The organism is Pseudomonas sp. DSP3-2-3, assembly GCF_049898225.1.
In the GTDB taxonomy this organism is placed as follows: domain Bacteria; phylum Pseudomonadota; class Gammaproteobacteria; order Pseudomonadales; family Pseudomonadaceae; genus Aquipseudomonas.
Genome location: NZ_JAFCXH010000003.1, coordinates 203,442 through 221,101 on the forward strand (window position 1 = coordinate 203,442; position 17,660 = coordinate 221,101).

General features: G+C 57.6%; 17 protein-coding genes. 6 read left to right on the forward strand and 11 right to left on the reverse strand.

The annotated features are described in order from the left end of the window. Positions 1–92: 92 nt before the first annotated feature. On the forward strand, positions 93–1,109 hold the full coding sequence (rlmF, locus tag ACP7E4_RS05505; RefSeq protein WP_426112382.1) for a 23S rRNA (adenine(1618)-N(6))-methyltransferase RlmF: 1,017 nt from the start codon (positions 93–95) through the stop codon (positions 1,107–1,109). 202 nt (positions 1,110–1,311) lie between these two features. Here rlmF and ACP7E4_RS05510 read toward each other — a convergent pair whose 3' ends face one another. After that, positions 1,312–1,593, reverse strand: a complete 282-nt coding sequence (locus tag ACP7E4_RS05510) for an HU family DNA-binding protein (RefSeq protein WP_020292090.1) — start codon at positions 1,591–1,593, stop codon at positions 1,312–1,314. 395 nt (positions 1,594–1,988) lie between these two features. On the opposite strand from ACP7E4_RS05510, the gene yejK reads away from it, so the two are divergent. Both yejK and ACP7E4_RS05520 read left to right on the forward strand, forming a co-directional pair. After that, on the forward strand, positions 1,989–2,990 hold the full coding sequence (gene yejK, locus ACP7E4_RS05515) for a nucleoid-associated protein YejK (protein ID WP_426112384.1): 1,002 nt from the start codon (positions 1,989–1,991) through the stop codon (positions 2,988–2,990). A gap of 12 nt (positions 2,991–3,002) precedes the next feature. Next, positions 3,003–3,353: a glutaredoxin family protein gene (locus ACP7E4_RS05520; protein ID WP_426112386.1), complete on the forward strand. Its 351-nt coding sequence runs from the start codon at positions 3,003–3,005 to the stop codon at positions 3,351–3,353. A gap of 123 nt (positions 3,354–3,476) precedes the next feature. Here ACP7E4_RS05520 and ACP7E4_RS05525 read toward each other — a convergent pair whose 3' ends face one another. From ACP7E4_RS05525 to ACP7E4_RS05545, 5 genes are all read right to left on the reverse strand, one after another. Beyond that, positions 3,477–5,690 (reverse strand): hypothetical protein, encoded by a 2,214-nt coding sequence (locus tag ACP7E4_RS05525; RefSeq protein ID WP_426112388.1) that lies wholly within the window; start codon positions 5,688–5,690, stop codon positions 3,477–3,479. 265 nt (positions 5,691–5,955) lie between these two features. Beyond that, positions 5,956–6,888 (reverse strand): glutathione S-transferase family protein, encoded by a 933-nt coding sequence (locus ACP7E4_RS05530; RefSeq protein ID WP_426112390.1) that lies wholly within the window; start codon positions 6,886–6,888, stop codon positions 5,956–5,958. An 84-nt stretch (positions 6,889–6,972) separates the two neighbouring features. Then, complete coding sequence (locus ACP7E4_RS05535) at positions 6,973–7,299, reverse strand: GIY-YIG nuclease family protein (RefSeq protein ID WP_426112392.1); 327 nt, start codon at positions 7,297–7,299, stop codon at positions 6,973–6,975. 43 nt (positions 7,300–7,342) lie between these two features. Beyond that, entirely contained in the window at positions 7,343–7,828 is a 486-nt protein-coding gene (locus ACP7E4_RS05540; protein ID WP_426112394.1) for a nuclear transport factor 2 family protein, read from the reverse strand. 90 nt (positions 7,829–7,918) lie between these two features. Further along, a complete protein-coding gene (locus tag ACP7E4_RS05545) occupies positions 7,919–9,205 on the reverse strand; it encodes a CynX/NimT family MFS transporter (RefSeq protein WP_426112396.1) in 1,287 nt (428 codons plus the stop codon). Positions 9,206–9,713: 508 nt separating this feature from the next. On the opposite strand from ACP7E4_RS05545, the gene ACP7E4_RS05550 reads away from it, so the two are divergent. Next, positions 9,714–9,923, forward strand: coding sequence for a DUF6124 family protein (locus ACP7E4_RS05550; protein WP_426112398.1), 210 nt, complete (start codon positions 9,714–9,716; stop codon positions 9,921–9,923). A 202-nt stretch (positions 9,924–10,125) separates the two neighbouring features. Here ACP7E4_RS05550 and ACP7E4_RS05555 read toward each other — a convergent pair whose 3' ends face one another. The 4 genes from ACP7E4_RS05555 to ACP7E4_RS05570 form a co-directional block, all read right to left on the reverse strand. Continuing rightward, positions 10,126–10,890 carry an amino acid ABC transporter ATP-binding protein gene (locus tag ACP7E4_RS05555; RefSeq protein ID WP_020294368.1) on the reverse strand — a complete coding sequence of 255 codons (765 nt, stop codon included), beginning with the start codon at positions 10,888–10,890 and terminating at the stop codon, positions 10,126–10,128. 10 nt (positions 10,891–10,900) lie between these two features. After that, positions 10,901–11,998 carry an amino acid ABC transporter permease gene (locus ACP7E4_RS05560; protein ID WP_426112401.1) on the reverse strand — a complete coding sequence of 366 codons (1,098 nt, stop codon included), beginning with the start codon at positions 11,996–11,998 and terminating at the stop codon, positions 10,901–10,903. A 10-nt stretch (positions 11,999–12,008) separates the two neighbouring features. Next, a complete protein-coding gene (locus ACP7E4_RS05565) occupies positions 12,009–13,190 on the reverse strand; it encodes an amino acid ABC transporter permease (RefSeq protein WP_426112403.1) in 1,182 nt (393 codons plus the stop codon). 73 nt (positions 13,191–13,263) lie between these two features. Next, complete coding sequence (locus ACP7E4_RS05570; protein WP_426112405.1) at positions 13,264–14,292, reverse strand: amino acid ABC transporter substrate-binding protein; 1,029 nt, start codon at positions 14,290–14,292, stop codon at positions 13,264–13,266. Positions 14,293–14,772: 480 nt separating this feature from the next. Here ACP7E4_RS05570 and ACP7E4_RS05575 point away from each other — a divergent pair, with 480 nt between their 5' ends. Then, positions 14,773–15,429, forward strand: a complete 657-nt coding sequence (locus ACP7E4_RS05575) for an alpha/beta hydrolase (RefSeq protein ID WP_426112407.1) — start codon at positions 14,773–14,775, stop codon at positions 15,427–15,429. A gap of 127 nt (positions 15,430–15,556) precedes the next feature. Beyond that, on the forward strand, positions 15,557–17,050 hold the full coding sequence (gene rhlB / locus ACP7E4_RS05580) for an ATP-dependent RNA helicase RhlB (RefSeq protein ID WP_426112409.1): 1,494 nt from the start codon (positions 15,557–15,559) through the stop codon (positions 17,048–17,050). Positions 17,051–17,209: 159 nt separating this feature from the next. Here the strand turns inward: rhlB and moaE are convergent, their stop codons facing one another. Next, a complete protein-coding gene (gene moaE, locus ACP7E4_RS05585) occupies positions 17,210–17,659 on the reverse strand; it encodes a molybdopterin synthase catalytic subunit MoaE (protein WP_426112411.1) in 450 nt (149 codons plus the stop codon). Between the last annotated feature and the right edge of the window lies 1 nt (position 17,660).

A 17,660-nucleotide genomic window follows, 5' to 3' on the forward strand; every position in this document is an offset into this window, starting at 1 on the left:
CGCATCCACCGTGGGAGCGAGCTTGCTCGCGAAGACGTCCATTCAGGCGACGAATCAGCCTCTGAACTGACTCCACGATTTCGGACACAGAAATGACCACTCCAGAAAAACCCAAAGCACAACGCAAGAAGAATCAGGGCGAGCGTCAGGCGAAACCCGCCGAGCCGCGAGAAAAGGCCACGCTGCACCCGCGCAATCGCCATCAGGGCCGCTACGACTTCCCCAAGTTGATCAAAACCAGCCCCGAGCTGGCTGAATTCGTGATCATCAATCCGTACGGCAAGGAAAGCATCGACTTTGCCAACCCGTCAGCCGTGCGCGTGTTCAACCGGGCGCTGCTCAAGTCGTTCTACGGCGTGGCGCACTGGGATATTCCCGCCGACTACCTGTGCCCGCCGATTCCGGGGCGTGCGGACTACCTGCACTTCCTCGCCGACTTGCTCGCCGAGCGCAACGAAGGTGTGATCCCGCGTGGCGCATCGATCAAGGCGCTGGACATCGGCATGGGCGCCAACTGCGTCTATCCGCTGATCGGTCACAGTGATTACGGCTGGCAGTTCCTCGGTTCGGATATCGATCCGACCGCGATTGCAGCGGCGACCGCCATCGTCAAATCCAACAGCCTGAGCAAAGCCATCAGCCTGCGCCTGCAAGCCAATCGCAAACAGATCCTGCTGGATTTGCTGAAGAGCGACGAACGCTTTGACGTGTGCATGTGTAACCCGCCGTTCCACTCGTCCATCGACGAAGCACAGCGCGGCAGCCAGCGCAAATGGCGCGCCCTGGGCAAGGCCGATCCCAAGCGCAAATTGCCGGTGCTGAATTTTGGCGGGCAATCCCAGGAGCTATGGTGTGAAGGCGGCGAAATCGGCTTCGTGACCCAGATGATCAACGAAAGCACGCGCTTGCCCAGGCAAGTGTTCTGGTTCAGCACCCTGGTGTCCAAGGCCTCGAACCTGCCATTGATTCAAAGCACCCTGAAAAAGGCCGGCGTCGCCGAAAGCCGCGTCATCGAGATGGGCCAGGGGCAGAAACAAAGCCGCTTCGTGGCCTGGACCTTCCTCGACAAAGCGCAGCAAGAAGCGTGGCGGCAGGAGCGTTGGGTTTAATCTGAAGAACTAGCGGGACAGGCTACTCGTGGGACCGGCTTCAGCCGGGAAGCCGCCATCACTGACGACGCAAATGCAGTGAATGTACCAGCCTCTTCCCGGCTAAAGCCGGTCCCACAGAACGAGCCCAACTGATGTCATCGCCCACAAAAAAGCCGTGCCCGGTTGACCGGAGCACGGCTTTTCAACAGCAAGCGTGGGCTTACTTGTTGATCGAGTCGCTCAGCACTTTAGCTGGTACGAACTTGATGACTTTCTTGGCAGCGATTTCGATGGCAGCGCCAGTCGAAGGGTTGCGGCCAGTGCGAGCTGGACGCTCTGCCACTTTCAGTTTGCCGATACCCGGCAGAGTGATTTCAACGCCGTTTTCCAATTGATCGGCAACAATTTGGCCCAATTGCTCAAGAGCGTTACGCGCGGTGGTTTTTGGCGCGTCGATAGCTTCAGCGATATCGGCGATCAATTGGTCTTTAGTCAGAGCCATGGTGGTGTTCCTTCCCTATCAAATTCATTTGGATTGCAGGATGCGGTGTCGGCCTGGGGCCAGGCAATGAACCTGGCCCTCCAGTAGCAGCCACGATTAATCGCGAAATGTAGATACTGAAACCGGGCTTTGGTTCGGCTCAATCACACACAAACTGCGGTGCTTGGCGCGCTGTAGTGCGCAAGACCGCGCAAAACTAGCACAGAGCCGCGCAAATATCCGCACTAACCTACCCGTTTGGACAGGATTAAAGTGTTTCAACCCAAAAAAACGGGGGTTTGGGCCTGATCGGAGCTAAAACCAAGGGGTGCAGCGATGTTTCATGTCTTTGGTGCGTTACACTGGCCGCCGTCACATCGAGCCACCCCGCTCGCCCACACACAGCCGAGAAGCCCATGCCGATCCGTCATTGCATCGTCCATTTGATCGACAAAAAACCTGACGGTACGCCCGCAGTCCTCCACGCACGCGACTCCGAACTCGCTGAGTCCCAAGCCATCGAGAACATGCTGGCCGACCTCAACGAGAGCTATAACGCCAAACAAGGCAAGGCCTGGGGCTTCTTCCATGCCGAGTCCGGCGCGCACCCGTTCAGCGGCTGGCTCAAGGAATACCTGGACGGCGGCAAGGACTTCACCGCGTTCAGCCGCGTGGCGGTCGAGCATCTGCAAAAGCTGATGGAGGAATCGAACCTGTCCGTCGGCGGTCACGTGTTGTTCGCTCACTATCAACAAGGCATGACGGATTACCTGGCCATCGCCCTGCTGCACCACAGCGAAGGCGTGGCAGTGAACGACGCGCTGGATGTCACCCCGTCGCGGCACCTGGATCTGGGCCAGTTGCACCTCGCGGCGCGGGTCAACGTTTCCGAGTGGCAAAACAACAAGACCTCCAGGCAGTACATTTCTTTCATCAAGGGCAAGAACGGCAAAAAGGTTTCGGAGTATTTCCGCGACTTCATCGGCTGCCAGGAAGGCGTCGACGGTCCCGGCGAAACCCGCACGCTGCTCAAGGCGTTCAGTGACTTCGTGGAAAGCGAAGACCTGCCGGAAGAATCCGCCCGCGAGAAAACCAAGACCCTGGTGGACTACGCCAGCAGCCAGAGCAAGATGGGCGAGCCCATGGGCCTGGAAGAATTGTCCGGGCTGATTGACGAAGAGCGCCCGCGCGCTTTCTACGAGCACATCCGCAACAAGGATTACGGCCTGTCACCGGAGATCCCTGCGGATAAGCGCACCCTCAACCAGTTCCGCCGCTTCACGGGCCGCGCAGAGGGCTTGTCGATCAGTTTTGAAGCGCACCTGCTGGGCGACAAGATCGAATACGACGAAGAGGCCGGAACCTTGATCATCAAAGGCTTGCCGACCCAGCTCACCGATCAGCTCAAACGCCGCTGAGGGCCTGACGCGATGTTGCTGCGCACCTTGAAGAAAGTCGTGCTGATCATGCTGTTCGTGGTGGTTTACCAGAACTGGGGCAAGATCGAGCACTTCTTCAATCCATCCCCGGTTGTCGTCACGCAAAGCCAGGCACAGGCCCGCGTCGTGCTCTACGCCACGGACTGGTGCGGCTACTGCAAACAGACCCGGCGCTTTCTCGACAGCAAAGGCATTCCCTTCAAGGAATACGACATCGAGAAATCCCCGGAGGGCCGCAAGGCTTACGAGGCATTGGGCGGGCGCGGCATTCCGTTGATCGATGTGAACGGCACGATCATTCGCGGTTTCAGTGAAGAGGCGATATTGGCGGCGTTGAACTGACGATCAACGCGCCGGCTCTGCCTCGACAACCTCAAAAAAACCTGTAGGAGGGGACTTGTCCCCGAAAAAGCCAGCCCGACAACCTCAATCTGCCTGACCCAGCTCGCTGCTGAAATTCGCTGATTATTTGGCAGGTCTGGGCGTTGTCAACAATGCGCGCTCGCGGTCGAACAAGGCGTTCGACAGGGCCCGCGCCTCGATGACAGAAATAAAATTCACCAAGTCTCCATCCGCCCCTCTAAAGCCTCCCGAGGGTATGAGGAATCTGGCAGATTTGGTTGTTTCTCCTGGCTCAAATACCAGCGGCGTGTCGAGACGCATAGTGCCCAGAAGCGTGTGCATTATCGGCGTATATATCCGCATGGAAATCCTGTTCGCGCTCGCCTCGGACAAAGTGACTTTAATCTCCAGCTCCTGCTCCAGCCCCGTTGGCACGATATGCACGTCTTCAATACTGACGAAGGGCAGGCGAATCGAACCGGTCGCTCCTAACGACGGTTTTACAAAGGCAATATCCGACAGGTAGATGTTTCCGCCGTTGGGTAGCGTGAACGACAGGCTGTTAACCGGCATGGACATGTCGATGCGAAACTCCTTGAGCGGTACTGTTATCTGTTGCTTGAGCACCGTTCCAACACCGGGATTGATTTCCGGGACAGGCCATAAGGCGGAAACGTTTCTCCTGACGTCGAGTACGCCCCCTTGCAACGTTATATAGAGCTCGATGGTTTCTTGAGAGTTTTCTTCCAGGAGGTGAGTGACGTGAAAACTTAAATGGGTATAACCCGAGACATTGACCGGTTCACTACCCTGTCGAGGGTAAAGTTCAAGCTGGGCGGGCGATGACGGCGTGTCGCTTTTAAGATTTAAAAAGCTGTGATACGCGTTGTGCGTGTAACGGAATTTATTGACGAATAAAGCCTTGTCCATTATTTCTCCGACGCCTTGCCCGATATTCCAATCCCAGTTTCCCGGCATGGAGAAGGTTTCGCCCGAATGAATCGCTTCAAAACTTTGAATCACGTAGCTACTTGATGCTGGAAAGTGGGCAGAGCTGCGCACCTGTGCCTCTGGAAGTACCGGTACAGTCACGAGAGAACCATCGAACAGTGGCAGATACTGTTGCTCTGCGCTCAGAGTCAAACGAAAGAAACCGGCGATATAAAAGGAGCCCAGCAGCTCCTGTTCCGGTTGTGTCAGGCGAGTCACCGGGACTTCATCCCACATGGCTGCGTCATCCGAACCGCCTGGAAATCCGGGCGACCATACCGGATTGAAATAGTTATGATTGCCGCCCAGCATTAATACGACACTGCGCAGCACGTTATCGTCAAATGCATAACGAGAAAGATCAGAGAACCCCTGGCCCGTTAAGTCTTGAACGTCGCCGTCCAGAAACGGTAGAACAACTGCTGTGTGCGTATCGGGGATGGCTACTCCTTCACGAGCCGTGCTGCCTAGAAACAAGGCGCTTCGTATCCCGTAACCCTTGTTAAAAAGCCTGTTCAATGTGACAGCCCTCGCCACGCCCTCACCGCCACGCGAATGCCCCATAAGGCCGATGTTCTGTAAATTCAGTTTACCCGCCAGAAAAGAGAGCTCAGGACGATTGCCTCCGTTCGCCTCGGCTAACAGATCAAGGTGCGCCAGAATCAAATGCCCACGTAACGTGCCACCGATACTTAAAGCACCGGGCGCCTCTATGGGAAAAATACCATTAGCCGACAGGGAAATAACGACATAGCCATGACTGGCAAGACTTGATGCTGCCAGGCTGTAGCCTTCATGACTGGGAATGGGAAGATTATCGACACTGCAGGGCCAGGTACTTTGGATACCCTCTGCGCCATAACATGTATAGTGCCGCCCATGTAAAAATATAACAACGGGATGAGTGCCAACCGTATTATCCGGCATATATACGGCGGCGCGGAACTCCACGTTAGCGATGGCCTCGGGCAATGCCAATGCCTCATCACCATAGTCATAGTCATGGCGAATGACATTAAACTTTCCTGGGGACATTGAATCAGGTGCCATCATGCCTGCAGGCTTATCAATCACCCTGGTTTGAAATGGGACTTTACCTGCGGTGCACTGACCTCGATGCGACAAAAAAAATAGCCGAGGAGTCATGACTTCTATTATTCGGTCAATATCGACATCAGAAATGGACACTCTTAATGTTTTTTGGTCGTTTAACAGCCGAGCCTCACGTTCCACGCCATCAATGAACAGCGTTGGATAGGCATGCCCAGGAAAATCTGCGGCGTCCAGGTTAAACTCCACGTAATATGCAGCGTCTTCACATATTATCTTCCAGTTATGTTTTTTCATTGCCGTAGACTCCTGTCTAATAAGCGCAATTTTGTTTCCAGTTACTGACTCGCACACAGGGCACCCTACTACCGCCTTGCCGAGACTGGCAACTGTCAGAACTGACAAGTCAGCATAACTTTTCGCGCTTTGCACTGTTTTTTTAATCGCTATAACGGGGTCGCTGCGTGAGGCCATGCGAACCCCGTCATATTTCCGGACGCACATCCCGGCACTTAAATGTTTGTCACACCGGCTTTTAGTACGAGAGGCATCAGATGAATATTCAGCGCCTCTCAACCCGAAACCCGAACCGAGGAAAGTGCACATGCACCACGCCCGCGCGTTCGTCTTCGCGACGCACAATCAACTCCTCACGCCCGCTGTACACCAGTTCGCCCTCGACCGGATCAACGCCGTAATCAATGGCGGCAATCGTCACTTGATCGCCCGGCTTGAATCCGTTCGGATCGACAAACACTTCGTCCGGCAGCGCGGCGGGCGTTGCCTTGGCAGCAATCTCCAGGGCGTCAGCTGAACTCAGCTCGCTGCAAGCGCCATGGCCGAAGCCCAGCACACGACCCAGCCACGCGGCAATTTCCGGGTAGCCATCCACCAACGGTGCAGTAACCGGGGTTTGTTTAAGGAACCACAGCGTGTGCGCAACAGTGAAGTCCGCAATGGAAGGCACACCAAACAGAAAGTCGCCATTGCGTGCGAGTTGCAGTTCCAGGCGGGACATCAGCGTCGGCCATTGATGCCTGGCCTGCTCGGCTGGCAAACGGCTCGCATTGCCGCCGGTGAACAAGCCCGCGCGATCAGCGACGAAGGCCTTGACCGCTTCGGGCGGCACCTTGGCGAAGCGCACCGCCAGCGACTCAGGCTGGAATACCAGGGTCACGGCATGCATGAACATGACCGAATCTGCCCAGGCAGCAAAACTGGCGACGGTGAATTCCTGGCCTTCCGGGTAAAACGTCGGCGAGACCTTTTCCTGCTCAAGTCGACGCGCCATCAGCGCGGTATCGCAATAGATATCAGCACCAATCTGCAAGACTGGCGTCTTGCGATAACCACCGGTGAGCGCGGTCAGGTCGGGTTTGGGCATGATCGACGGGATGATTACCGAGCGCCACGACAACCCTTTGAAACCCAGCATCAAACGGGCTTTTTCGGCGAAAAGTGAATTCGGGTAATGGTGCAGGATGAGCTCTGTCATGTTCGGTCTGTCCGGCAGGTGGAAAGCCGATAGCTTAGCTGGCTGTGAGCCTGCGGCCTACGCAGTGAACCTGAAGTCACGACATCACGCGGATGGATCGGCTGCCACCCCCTGAAAACCCGCAGCCAGACACTCCTTGGCACTCTTCTTCAACTTCTTGATCAGCCGCTCCTGGCGTAACGCCTCGCCCTTGTCCGGCCAGGCTTCGACATAGACCAGCGCCACCGCAGGGCTGGAGCTGAAGTAGCGTGCGCCTTTGCCGCTCTGGTGCTTGGCGAAACGCCGCTGCGGATCGTCGCTGATGCCGCAATACAGCGAGCCATTCGCCGCGCGCACCAGATAGACGAACCATGGTTTGCTCGCCGCAGGTTCGGAGGGTGCGCTGATGACGGCGGGAGATGTGTCAGGCATGGCAGCAGTCGGGTTACATGAAAGGCGCGATTCTAACAGAGGCTCAACGCCCGGCCTGAAACGCCTTCAAACCCTTTTGCGCCTGGGCGCGAATCGCGTTCTGCACCATTGGCGTCCAGCCCAGCAACAGGCCCTTGAACCCCAGCGCCTGACGTGACCAGCGCCACAGGTCGAAGTGATCGTGGTGTTCGCAGATCTTGCCGTCGCGGAACACGAAGCGCGCCTGAATATCGTTGACCACGGTGTTGCCGGTCTGGCTGAACACGTACGTGGCGACCCAATGCGCCCCGCCGGTTCGTTCATCGGCACGTACGCTGTCGAAGGTCAGGGAAAAATCCTTGGCGCGAGACGTCAACATGCGCCACATGTCACTGGCCTCGGCGCCGCGCAGCTCACCAAACACCGGATCACTGAACAGCACGTCATCGCTGTAACAGGCGCTCATGGCTTCGGCGTCCAGTCGATTGAACGCCTCGTAGAAGCGGGTGATCAGGGCATTGTTGATCAGACGTTTATCTTCGTCACTCATGCAGGCAAGTCCGTTGAAGCAAAAGGTCGTTGCACGATAAGCGGCCAACGGGCGATTTGCCATGCCCATTCGCATGGCAAATACCCCGACTCAGATTTTTTCGCTGGTGACCTGCACGTACAGCGACCGACCGGCGCCCATTCCGGCAACGGTGGCGGCGATACCGATCACGGCGAAGATCCAGCCGATGGCGTCCCAGCCACCCGTGACATCATGCACCACGCCTACGGCGAAAGGCCCGACGGACGCAATGGTGTAGCCGATGCCTTGGGCCATGCTCGACAGATTGGCCGCTACATGAGAATCCCGCGAGCGCAGCACAATCAAGGTCAGCGCCAGACTGAACGTCGCGCCCTGCCCCAATCCCAATACGATGGCCCAACCCCACAGCCCATCCAGCGGCGCGTACAGGCAGCCGAACAAACCCGTCAGCGTCAATGCCATCGCCAGCAGAATGCCGGCTCGCTGATCCTTGCCACGGGTCGCGAGCCACGGCGCGGTCAGGGCGCTGACCAACTGCACCATGATCGACCCGGACAACAGCAGCCCGGCTTCGGTGGCGCTCATACCGCGCCCGATCAGCACCGACGGCAGCCAGCCGAACACGATGTAGGCCAGGGACGACTGCAGACCCATGTACAACGTAACTTGCCAGGCCAGCGGATCACGCAGCAAACCTTTGACGCGATACGCCACATGATGCGCGCCATGCCCGTGGCGGGCTTGCGGCAGCCAGACGATGGCGGCCAGCACGGCGGGGATCATCCAGAAGCCCAGACCGATGGCCCAGCTGTCGTCGAAATGCTGGCTCAGCGGCACCGTCGAACCCGCCGCGATCGCCGCACCCAGACACAAGGCCATGGTGTAGACGCCGGTCATCGCCCCGGCCTGTTTCGGGAAATCCCGCTTGACGATCCCCGGCAACAGCACGCCGATGATGCCAATACTGGCCCCGGCCACGAGGCTGCCGGCGAACAGCCCGACTTCGCCAAAGCAACTGCGCAAAATGATCCCCGCCGCCAGCATCAGCAAAATGCCGAACACCACCCGCTCCCCACCAAACCGGCGCGCCAGCCTTGGCGCCAAGGGCGCAAACAGTCCCAGGCACAATACCGGCAATGTCGTCAGCAAACCCGCTTCAGCCGCCGACAGCCCAAGGCTTTTGGACACGCTGTTAAGCAGCGGCGCGACACTGGACAACGCCGGGCGCAGATTCAGCGCCACCAGCACCAGCCCCAACAGCAGCAACCACGGCCGCTTGAGCAACGGCGGCGCGGGCGTATCGTCGGCTTCGCAATCGATCAGCTGGGCATCGATGTCGTGAGGAAGGGAATGATTTATTGGAGTCGTGCTCGCCGATGGCGCCTTGGTCGTCATGGGATTCTCGTAAAGGGCAGAGTGTGTAACAGCGCATTGCGCAAAGCATGCATCCTGTTGGAGAACCAGGGCGAATACAAGTTTCACCGGGATTGGGTACAGACGCTCCTGGGACCAAACTCTGTAGGAGGGAATTCATTCCCGAAGATGCCGGTGCATGAACCGACGTCTTCCCGGATAAATCCGGTCCCACAGAGATCGCCAAGCACCGTAACTCGCAAATCGCAAGACCCGTCTCTTTCCCTTGCGTGAAATTTCCTAGAAACTCTCAGCCGCTTGCGCCTGCCGATTTGGGTGTCTAGGCTGCGTCGGTCGCTGCACATCAGCGATCGGGTTTAGTCGCCCGGATCAATAGGCGCATATGATTTCACCTCTTATGGTGGCTGTGCGCAGGGCACTTTCGGGTGCGCCGGTTTCCTATTGGCCGGTCGACTAACCTGTGGCACGGCCACCACCCTTCGTTTAGTCGCGACGAGTGATGGCTCCTTACTGCAATAGGAGTTTCAACATGCTCAAGATCACCCCCGCTCAACCGTTGCCCACTGTGGAAGATTCCTTGATCCACGCCGTCGAACTGCTGCGTTGCGCATCTGCGACGGCGTATGAAACGGGCGATCACTTGAACGGCAGCCAACGCGACCTGGCCTTTGCCGTTATGCACCTGATTGATCTGGCGCGTGGCGCGGTGGAGCAGTCGCTGGATCGGTTGGAGGCTTAAAAGGCTCACGAGCGGCGCGATGCAGCGATAGCAATCCTCCTGAAACACCGCTTCGCGGCCGTCGTAACCTCCGATCGCTCCCACAGGATCGCCACGCTTGCCTCGTTCCAACGGGATTGCGTGAAGAGGCCTCGCCATCAATTAGCGCCCCATAAAAAACCCGAACACAAGGTCCGGGTTTCTCTCTGTCACCAACAACCAATCAATGCAGGATCTGGCTCAGGAACAGTTTGGTGCGATCGCTTTGCGGATTGTCGAAGAACTCGTTTGGCGGGGCCTGTTCGACGATTTCGCCTTTGTCCATGAAGATCACGCGGTTGGCCACGGTGCGGGCGAAGCCCATTTCGTGGGTGACGCAGAGCATGGTCATGCCTTCTTCCGCCAGGCCGACCATGGTGTCGAGCACTTCTTTTACCATTTCCGGATCGAGTGCCGAGGTTGGCTCATCGAACAGCATGATTTTCGGCTTCATGCACAGCGCGCGGGCAATCGCCACACGTTGTTGCTGACCGCCGGAAAGCTGGCCTGGAAACTTGTGGGCCTGTTCCGGGATACGCACGCGCTCAAGGTAGTGCATGGCGATTTCTTCGGCCTTGCGCTTGGGCAGCTTGCGAACCCACATCGGCGCCAGCGTGCAGTTCTGCAGGATAGTCAGATGCGGAAACAGGTTGAAGTGCTGAAACACCATGCCGACTTCACGGCGGATGGTTTCGATCTGTTTCAGGTCCGAAGTCAGCTCGGTGCCATCGACGACGATCTTGCCTTGCTGGTGCTCTTCCAGGCGGTTCAGGCAACGAATGGTCGTCGACTTGCCGGAGCCGGAAGGGCCGCACAACACGATTCGCTCACCCTGACGCACGTTCAGGTTGATGTCCTTGAGCACGTGGAACTGGCCGTACCACTTGTGTACGCCCTCCATGCGGATCATGCCTTCGGCGCCCAGAGGCTTACTGATAACTTCACTCATCACATAACTCCTAACGCTTGTGGCCTGTGTCCAGCTTACGTTCCAAATGCATGGAATAGCGGGACATGCCGAAACAGAAGATCCAGAACACCAATGCCGCGAAGACATAGCCTTCAGTGGCCATACCGAGCCAGGCCGGGTCGGCAGCAGCTTGCTTGACGCTGTTGAGCAGGTCGAACAGGCCGATGATGATCACCAGGCTGGTGTCTTTGAACAGGGCAATAAAGGTGTTGACGATGCCGGGGATAACCATCTTCAACGCCTGGGGCAGAATGACCAGCCCCATGGCGCGCCAGTAACCCAGGCCCATGGCCGCAGCCGCTTCGTATTGCCCTTTGGGGATTGCCTGCATACCGCCGCGAACCACTTCAGCCACATAAGCCGACTGGAACAGGATGACGCCGATCAGGGCGCGCAGCAGTTTGTCGAAGTTCATCCCTTCCGGCAGGAACAACGGCAGCATCACCGAGGACATGAACAGCACGGTGATCAACGGCACGCCGCGCCAGAACTCGATGAACGTCACGCAGACCACGCGCACCGCCGGCATGTTCGAGCGACGACCCAGCGCCAGCACGATACCCAGCGGCAATGCACCGGCAATACCGACCGTGGCGATCACCAGCGTCAGCATCAGGCCGCCCCACTGGCTGGTGGCGACGTTGGTCAGACCAAACACGCCACCATGCAGCAGGAAGAACGCAACGACCGGGTAGATGAACAAAAAGCTCAGGCCGTAGACGGCTTTGCGCGGGAAGCGCGAAATGAACAGCGGCGCAACGCCGACAATCGCCAGGATCACGGTCAGGTCTACACGCCAGCGCAGGTCGCCAGGGTAGTAGCCGTACATGAACTGACCAAAGCGTTGCTCGATGAACACCCAGCAGGCGCCAGCCTTGGTGCAATCGGCGCGTGTGGTGCCGACCCAGTTGGCGTCGATGAACGCCCAGCTGAGAATCGGCGGCACGACCAGGAATACCAGGTAGATCGAAAACAAGGTCAGCAGCGTATTCATCCAGCTGGAGAACAGGTTTTGCCGCATCCATGCCACGGGGCCGAACACTTTGCCCGGTGGTGGCATATCAGGTTTGAAAGTATGGGTAGTCATGGGCGCTTCCTCACCGCTCAATCAGCGCAATGCGCTTGTTGTACCAGTTCATCAGCAGGGAAATGCTGATGCTGATCGCCAGGTACACGCTCATGGTGATGGCAACGACTTCAATCGCTTGCCCGGTCTGGTTCAACACCGTACCGGCAAACAGGGAAACCATTTCCGGATAACCGATACCGGCCGCCAGCGAGGAGTTCTTCGCCAGGTTCAGGTATTGGCTGGTCAGCGGCGGGATGATCACGCGCAGAGCCTGCGGGATGATGACCTTGCGCAGCGTCGGCCCAGGGCGCAGGCCCAGGGAACGTGCAGCTTCCGTTTGACCGTGGCTGACCGACTTGATACCCGAACGCACGATTTCGGCGATGAACGCTGCGGTGTACACCGTAAGCGCCAGGGTCAAGGCCAGCAGTTCAGGGATCAGAACCCAGCCGCCGACGAAGTTGAAGCCCTTGAGTTCCGGCATTTCCCAATGCACCGGCGCACCGAAGATCGCGGCACACAGCGCAGGGATCACGATGAGTAGCCCGAGGCCGACCCAGACCTTGTGGAACGGTTGCCCGGTGGCTTCAAAACGCTTGTTGGCCCAGCGGGTCATCATGACCACAGCAACAATGGCCAGCACAATGCTGATGATGAACGGCCACGCGCCATCAGCGGCCAGTGCTCTGGGCATGTTCAGGCCACGGCTGCTGACGAAGAACATCTCCAGGTAGCCGTGCGCCTGACGCGGACCCGGCAAGGTCAGGAACACCGCGAAGTACCAGAATAAAATCTGCAGCAGCGGCGGGATGTTCCGGAAGACCTCAACGTAGACAGTCGCCAGCTTGTTGATCATCCAGTTGGGTGACAAGCGGGCAACGCCAATGATGAAGCCCAGCAGCGTCGCCAGGACGATACCGATGAACGAAACCAGAAGGGTGTTGAGCAGACCGATGACAAATACGCGAGCGTAGGTGTCAGACTCCGTGTAATCGATCAGATGCTGAGCAATGCCAAACCCGGCACTGCGCTCAAGAAAGCTGAAACCCGAGGTGATGCCACGATGTTCCAGGTTGGTCTGGGTGTTATCGAACAAGAACCAGCCCATCGAGATCACCGCCACTATGGTGATGATCTGAAATGCCCACGCGCGCACTTTCGGGTCGCTCAAAGAGAGCTTTTGCTTGGGTGCGACGATTTGCTTTTCCATTGAATGCCCCAGGAAAAATGGAACAGAACAACGCCCGACAGCCTGTTGTTCAGACTGTCGGGCGCCGGGTCAATCAGCGAATTGGTGGAGCGTACTGAATGCCGCCTTTGTTCCAGAGATTATTCAGGCCACGCTTGATTTTCAGCGCGGTGCCTTCACCCAGGTTACGTTCGAAAACTTCACCGTAGTTACCGACTTGCTTGACGATCTGTACTACCCAGTCTTTCGGCAGTTTCAGGTCTTTGCCGTATTCGCCGTCAGCACCGAGCATACGAGCGACGTCCGGGTTTTTGGTCGATTTGGCTTCGGCTTCAACGTTTTTCGACGTCACGCCAGCTTCTTCAGCGTTCAGCATTGCGAACAGAGTCCACTTGACGATGCTGAACCACTCTTCGTCGCCTTTACGTACGACCGGGCCCAGAGGTTCTTTGGAGATCACTTCTGGCAGAACGATGTAGTCGTCCGGCTTGGCCAGCTTGCTGCGCTGTGCGTAAAGCTGCGATTGGTCGGAGGTCAGAACGTCGCAACGGCCGCCTTCCAGGGACTTGGCGCTTTCGTCAGAGGTGTCGAAAGTGATCGGGGTGTATTTCAGACCGTTCGAACGGAAGTAGTCGGAAACGTTAAGCTCGGTAGTAGTACCGGCCTGGATACAGATGGTTGCACCGTCCAGTTCCTTGGCACTTTTAACGCCCAGCTTGTTGTTTACCAGGAAGCCGATACCGTCGTAGTAAGTCACGCCAGCGAATACCAGACCCATGCCAGCGTCACGGGAGCTGGTCCAGGTGGTGTTACGCGACAGGATGTCGATTTCGCCGGACTGCAGCGCGGTGAAACGCTCTTTGGCGTTCAACTGGCTGAATTTCACTTTGTTCGCGTCACCGAATACGGCAGCAGCGACAGCGCGGCAGACGTCGGCGTCGATACCGTTGATTTTGCCCTTGGCATCAGGAACGGAGAAACCTGGCAGGCCATCGCTGACGCCGCACTGTACGAAGCCTTTCTTTTGAATAGCGTCCAGTGTCGCGCCTGCCTGAGCAAAACTGCTCACGCCGAGAACTGCTGCGGCGGCCACTACGGCCAGGGTGGATTTCAACATCTTCATTCAAACCTCCAGTTTGCTCTTTGTTGTGTCGGAGCTTGAGCCCCGCCGCACCCTTGTGAGGCACTGATGACCCGTGCTGGCTTATTTTTGGGTCATGCGGCGTAAGACCCGGATCCTGAATCGAGCGCAAGATCTTCTCGTCACTCGTAATCACGACCCCAAAACGGTCTGGCAGATTCAAGCCCCATGATGTTCCTGGACCAACCCGGTACAGGACGAACCGTGCCGAAAATCCTGATGCATGGATTCCGTGCCTGCCCCGGTGGTTATCAGTCATACGCTGATAGTGTTACCGACCGAGGTGAGCGCTTTCACTCCAGCGTTTTTATAGCAAAGCCCGTACCAGCATGATGGCAGAGTCGAATTAGCGACAGGTCAATAGGAAAACTTGTAACCTTGCGACATCTTCTTTCATTTTTAACAGGCCGTGCACCGCCTTAACGCACTGCAAAAGAGCGACCGCACGGTAATGGAGCGCACATGAGTGAGACCCTTGTTCTAGAGCCGATCCAGGCTACCGACGCCTGCGTCATCTGGCTGCATGGTCTGGGGGCGGATCGCTACGACTTCATGCCCGTCGCGGAAATGCTCCAGGAAACACTGTTGACCACCCGCTTCGTGCTGCCCCAGGCACCGACCCGCGCGGTGACTATCAATGGTGGCTACGCCATGCCCAGCTGGTACGACATATTAGCGATGACCCCCGCCCGCGCTATTGATCACGACCAATTGGAGGCGTCGGCGCTGACGGTTTTGAACCTTGTCGAAGCGCAACGCGACAGCGGCATCGACCCGGCGCGGATTTTTCTGGCGGGCTTTTCCCAAGGTGGCGCAGTGATCCTGCACGCGGCCTTTCGTCGTTGGCAGGGTCCGTTGGGCGGCGTACTTGCGCTGTCGACTTATGCACCGACATTCAACGATCAGATGACGCTTTCTGCCAGTCAGCAACGCATCCCGGCGTATTGCCTGCATGGCCAAAACGATGATGTGGTTCAGTACGGCATGGGACGTGACGTTTATGAGCGGCTCCAGACGCTGGGCGTCACCGTCACATGGCAGGAATACCCAATGGGGCACGAAGTGTTACCGCAGGAGATTTCCGACATTGGTAGCTGGCTAAGCAACAAACTTAGGTAACACCGTTTTTAGACGCCTCTGGAATGCGCCTTTGGAGCCCATCGTGTAGCCCATTCCGCATGACACTACGCCGCGCCCTGTTCTTGCTTTACACTGCTCGGCGTACATTCCCTAATCAATCGACGAGATGACCGTGCTCAAAGCACTTAAAAAGATGTTCGGTAAAAGCGAGGCTGAGCAGCTCGCGCCTAGCCCTGTTACATCCTCCCCCGCCCCTATCAGCCCTGTTGCTGACGATTTGCAGAATCGTCATGCCCAGGTTTCGGCTGCGCCCAGCGCATCCGTTGCTGTTGAGGAATCGCGCGAGGAGCCCGCCAAGGCCGAACCGGTCAGCTCCGCCAAACCAAAGTCCGAGCGCCCACGTCGCGAGCGCGCGCCCAAGCCGCCAGTGGTCGTCTGGAACCTTGCAGATTTCGTCGTCGAGCCGCAGGAAGGTAAAACCCGCTTCCATGATTTCGACCTGGCGCCGGAATTGATGCACGCGATTCAGGATCTGGGGTTTCCGTATTGCACACCGATTCAGGCCGAGGTGCTGGGTTTTACCCTTAAAGGTCAGGACGCCATCGGTCGCGCCCAGACCGGTACCGGTAAAACCGCAGCGTTCCTGATTTCGATCATTTCGCAGCTGACCCAGACGCCGCCGCCCAAAGAACGCTACATGGGCGAGCCGCGTGCATTGATCATCGCGCCGACCCGCGAACTGGTCGTACAGATCGCCAAGGACGCCGCCGACCTGACCAAGTACACCGACCTGAACGTCATGACGTTCGTGGGCGGCATGGACTTCGACAAACAGCTCAAGCAGCTTGAAGCGCGCCATTGCGACATTCTGGTGGCAACGCCGGGCCGTCTGCTGGACTTCAACCAGCGCGGCGAAGTGCATCTGGACATGGTCGAAGTGATGGTGCTCGACGAAGCCGACCGCATGCTGGATATGGGTTTCATCCCACAAGTGCGTCAGATCATTCGTCAGACGCCGCACAAGGGCGAGCGCCAGACTCTGTTGTTTTCCGCGACCTTCACCGAAGACGTGATGAACCTCGCCAAACAGTGGACCACCGAACCCGCCATTGTCGAAATTGAAGCCCTGAACGTCGCCAGCGAAATGGTCGAACAGCATATCTATGCCGTGGCCGCTGCCGACAAATACAAGCTGCTCTACAACCTGGTTACCGAAAACAACTGGGAACGGGTGATGGTCTTTGCCAACCGCAAGGACGAAGTGCGCCGCATTGAAGAACGTCTGGTACGCGATGGTGTGAATGCCGCTCAGCTTTCCGGCGATGTGCCGCAGCACAAGCGCATCAAGACGCTGGAAGGTTTCCGCGAAGGCAAGATTCGCGTGCTGGTAGCAACCGATGTTGCCGGTCGCGGGATTCACATCGATGGCATCAGCCACGTGATCAACTTCACCCTGCCGGAAGTGCCGGACGATTACGTGCACCGTATCGGCCGTACCGGTCGTGCTGGCGCGAGCGGCGTGTCGATCAGCTTTGCCGGTGAAGACGACTCGTATCAATTGCCGTCGATTGAAGAAAAACTCGGTCGCAAGATCAGCTGCGAAACCCCGCCAGCGGAGTTGTTGAAGCCGGTGGTGCGCAAGCCAGCGCAGCCGGTGTAACGGGCCTTCACTGCTCTGTGGGAAATTCTATGTTTGAGGGCAACCCACAGACGCCGCAGATGTGGTGTCTGCACCGACGCCTTCCCGGATAAATCCGGTCCCACGGGATGACCGCATTTCACCTGTGGGAGCAAGCTCGCTCCCACAAAACATGCAGGCTCACTTCCAACGATTCGCCGCCGCATGATCACTGTCCCGCCCTTCTACCCAACGCGGCCCGTCTGAAGTGGTTTCCTTCTTCCAGAAAGGTGCACGGGTTTTCAGGTAGTCCATGACGAAATCGCAGGCTTCGAACGCTGCCTGACGATGGGCGCTGGCGACGCCGACGAACACAATCGGTTCGCCCGGCTCCAGAGCGCCCACCCGATGCAATACCTCCAGCCTGAGCAACGGCCAACGCTGTTCGGCTTCTTCAACAATCTTGGCCAGGGCTTTTTCAGTCATGCCCGGATAGTGTTCGAGAAACATCCCCGCCACTTCCCGACCCTCGTTGAAATCCCGCACATAACCAACGAAACCCACCACCGCGCCAATGCCAACATTGGCGGCATGCAAGGCGTTGACTTCCGCTCCCGGATCAAAAGGAGCCGCCTGGACCCGAATCGCCATC

Excerpts from the sequence above, each read along its gene's own strand:
- rlmF (WP_426112382.1), top strand. The coding sequence starts at position 93 with ATGACCACTCCAGAAAAACCCAAAGCACAACGCAAGAAGAATCAGGGC.
- ACP7E4_RS05530 (WP_426112390.1), bottom strand. The coding sequence starts at position 6,888 with ATGACAGAGCTCATCCTGCACCATTACCCGAATTCACTTTTCGCCGAA.
- ACP7E4_RS05560 (WP_426112401.1), bottom strand. The coding sequence starts at position 11,998 with ATGACTACCCATACTTTCAAACCTGATATGCCACCACCGGGCAAAGTG.
- ACP7E4_RS05545 (WP_426112396.1), bottom strand. The coding sequence starts at position 9,205 with ATGACGACCAAGGCGCCATCGGCGAGCACGACTCCAATAAATCATTCC.
- ACP7E4_RS05565 (WP_426112403.1), bottom strand. The coding sequence starts at position 13,190 with ATGGAAAAGCAAATCGTCGCACCCAAGCAAAAGCTCTCTTTGAGCGAC.
- rhlB (WP_426112409.1), top strand. The coding sequence starts at position 15,557 with ATGACCGTGCTCAAAGCACTTAAAAAGATGTTCGGTAAAAGCGAGGCT.
- ACP7E4_RS05510 (WP_020292090.1), bottom strand. The coding sequence starts at position 1,593 with ATGGCTCTGACTAAAGACCAATTGATCGCCGATATCGCTGAAGCTATC.
- ACP7E4_RS05575 (WP_426112407.1), top strand. The coding sequence starts at position 14,773 with ATGAGTGAGACCCTTGTTCTAGAGCCGATCCAGGCTACCGACGCCTGC.
- yejK (WP_426112384.1), top strand. The coding sequence starts at position 1,989 with ATGCCGATCCGTCATTGCATCGTCCATTTGATCGACAAAAAACCTGAC.
- ACP7E4_RS05520 (WP_426112386.1), top strand. The coding sequence starts at position 3,003 with ATGTTGCTGCGCACCTTGAAGAAAGTCGTGCTGATCATGCTGTTCGTG.
- ACP7E4_RS05540 (WP_426112394.1), bottom strand. The coding sequence starts at position 7,828 with ATGAGTGACGAAGATAAACGTCTGATCAACAATGCCCTGATCACCCGC.
- ACP7E4_RS05570 (WP_426112405.1), bottom strand. The coding sequence starts at position 14,292 with ATGAAGATGTTGAAATCCACCCTGGCCGTAGTGGCCGCCGCAGCAGTT.
- ACP7E4_RS05535 (WP_426112392.1), bottom strand. The coding sequence starts at position 7,299 with ATGCCTGACACATCTCCCGCCGTCATCAGCGCACCCTCCGAACCTGCG.
- ACP7E4_RS05550 (WP_426112398.1), top strand. The coding sequence starts at position 9,714 with ATGCTCAAGATCACCCCCGCTCAACCGTTGCCCACTGTGGAAGATTCC.
- ACP7E4_RS05555 (WP_020294368.1), bottom strand. The coding sequence starts at position 10,890 with ATGAGTGAAGTTATCAGTAAGCCTCTGGGCGCCGAAGGCATGATCCGC.
- moaE (WP_426112411.1), bottom strand. The coding sequence starts at position 17,659 with ATGGCGATTCGGGTCCAGGCGGCTCCTTTTGATCCGGGAGCGGAAGTC.
- ACP7E4_RS05525 (WP_426112388.1), bottom strand. The coding sequence starts at position 5,690 with ATGAAAAAACATAACTGGAAGATAATATGTGAAGACGCTGCATATTAC.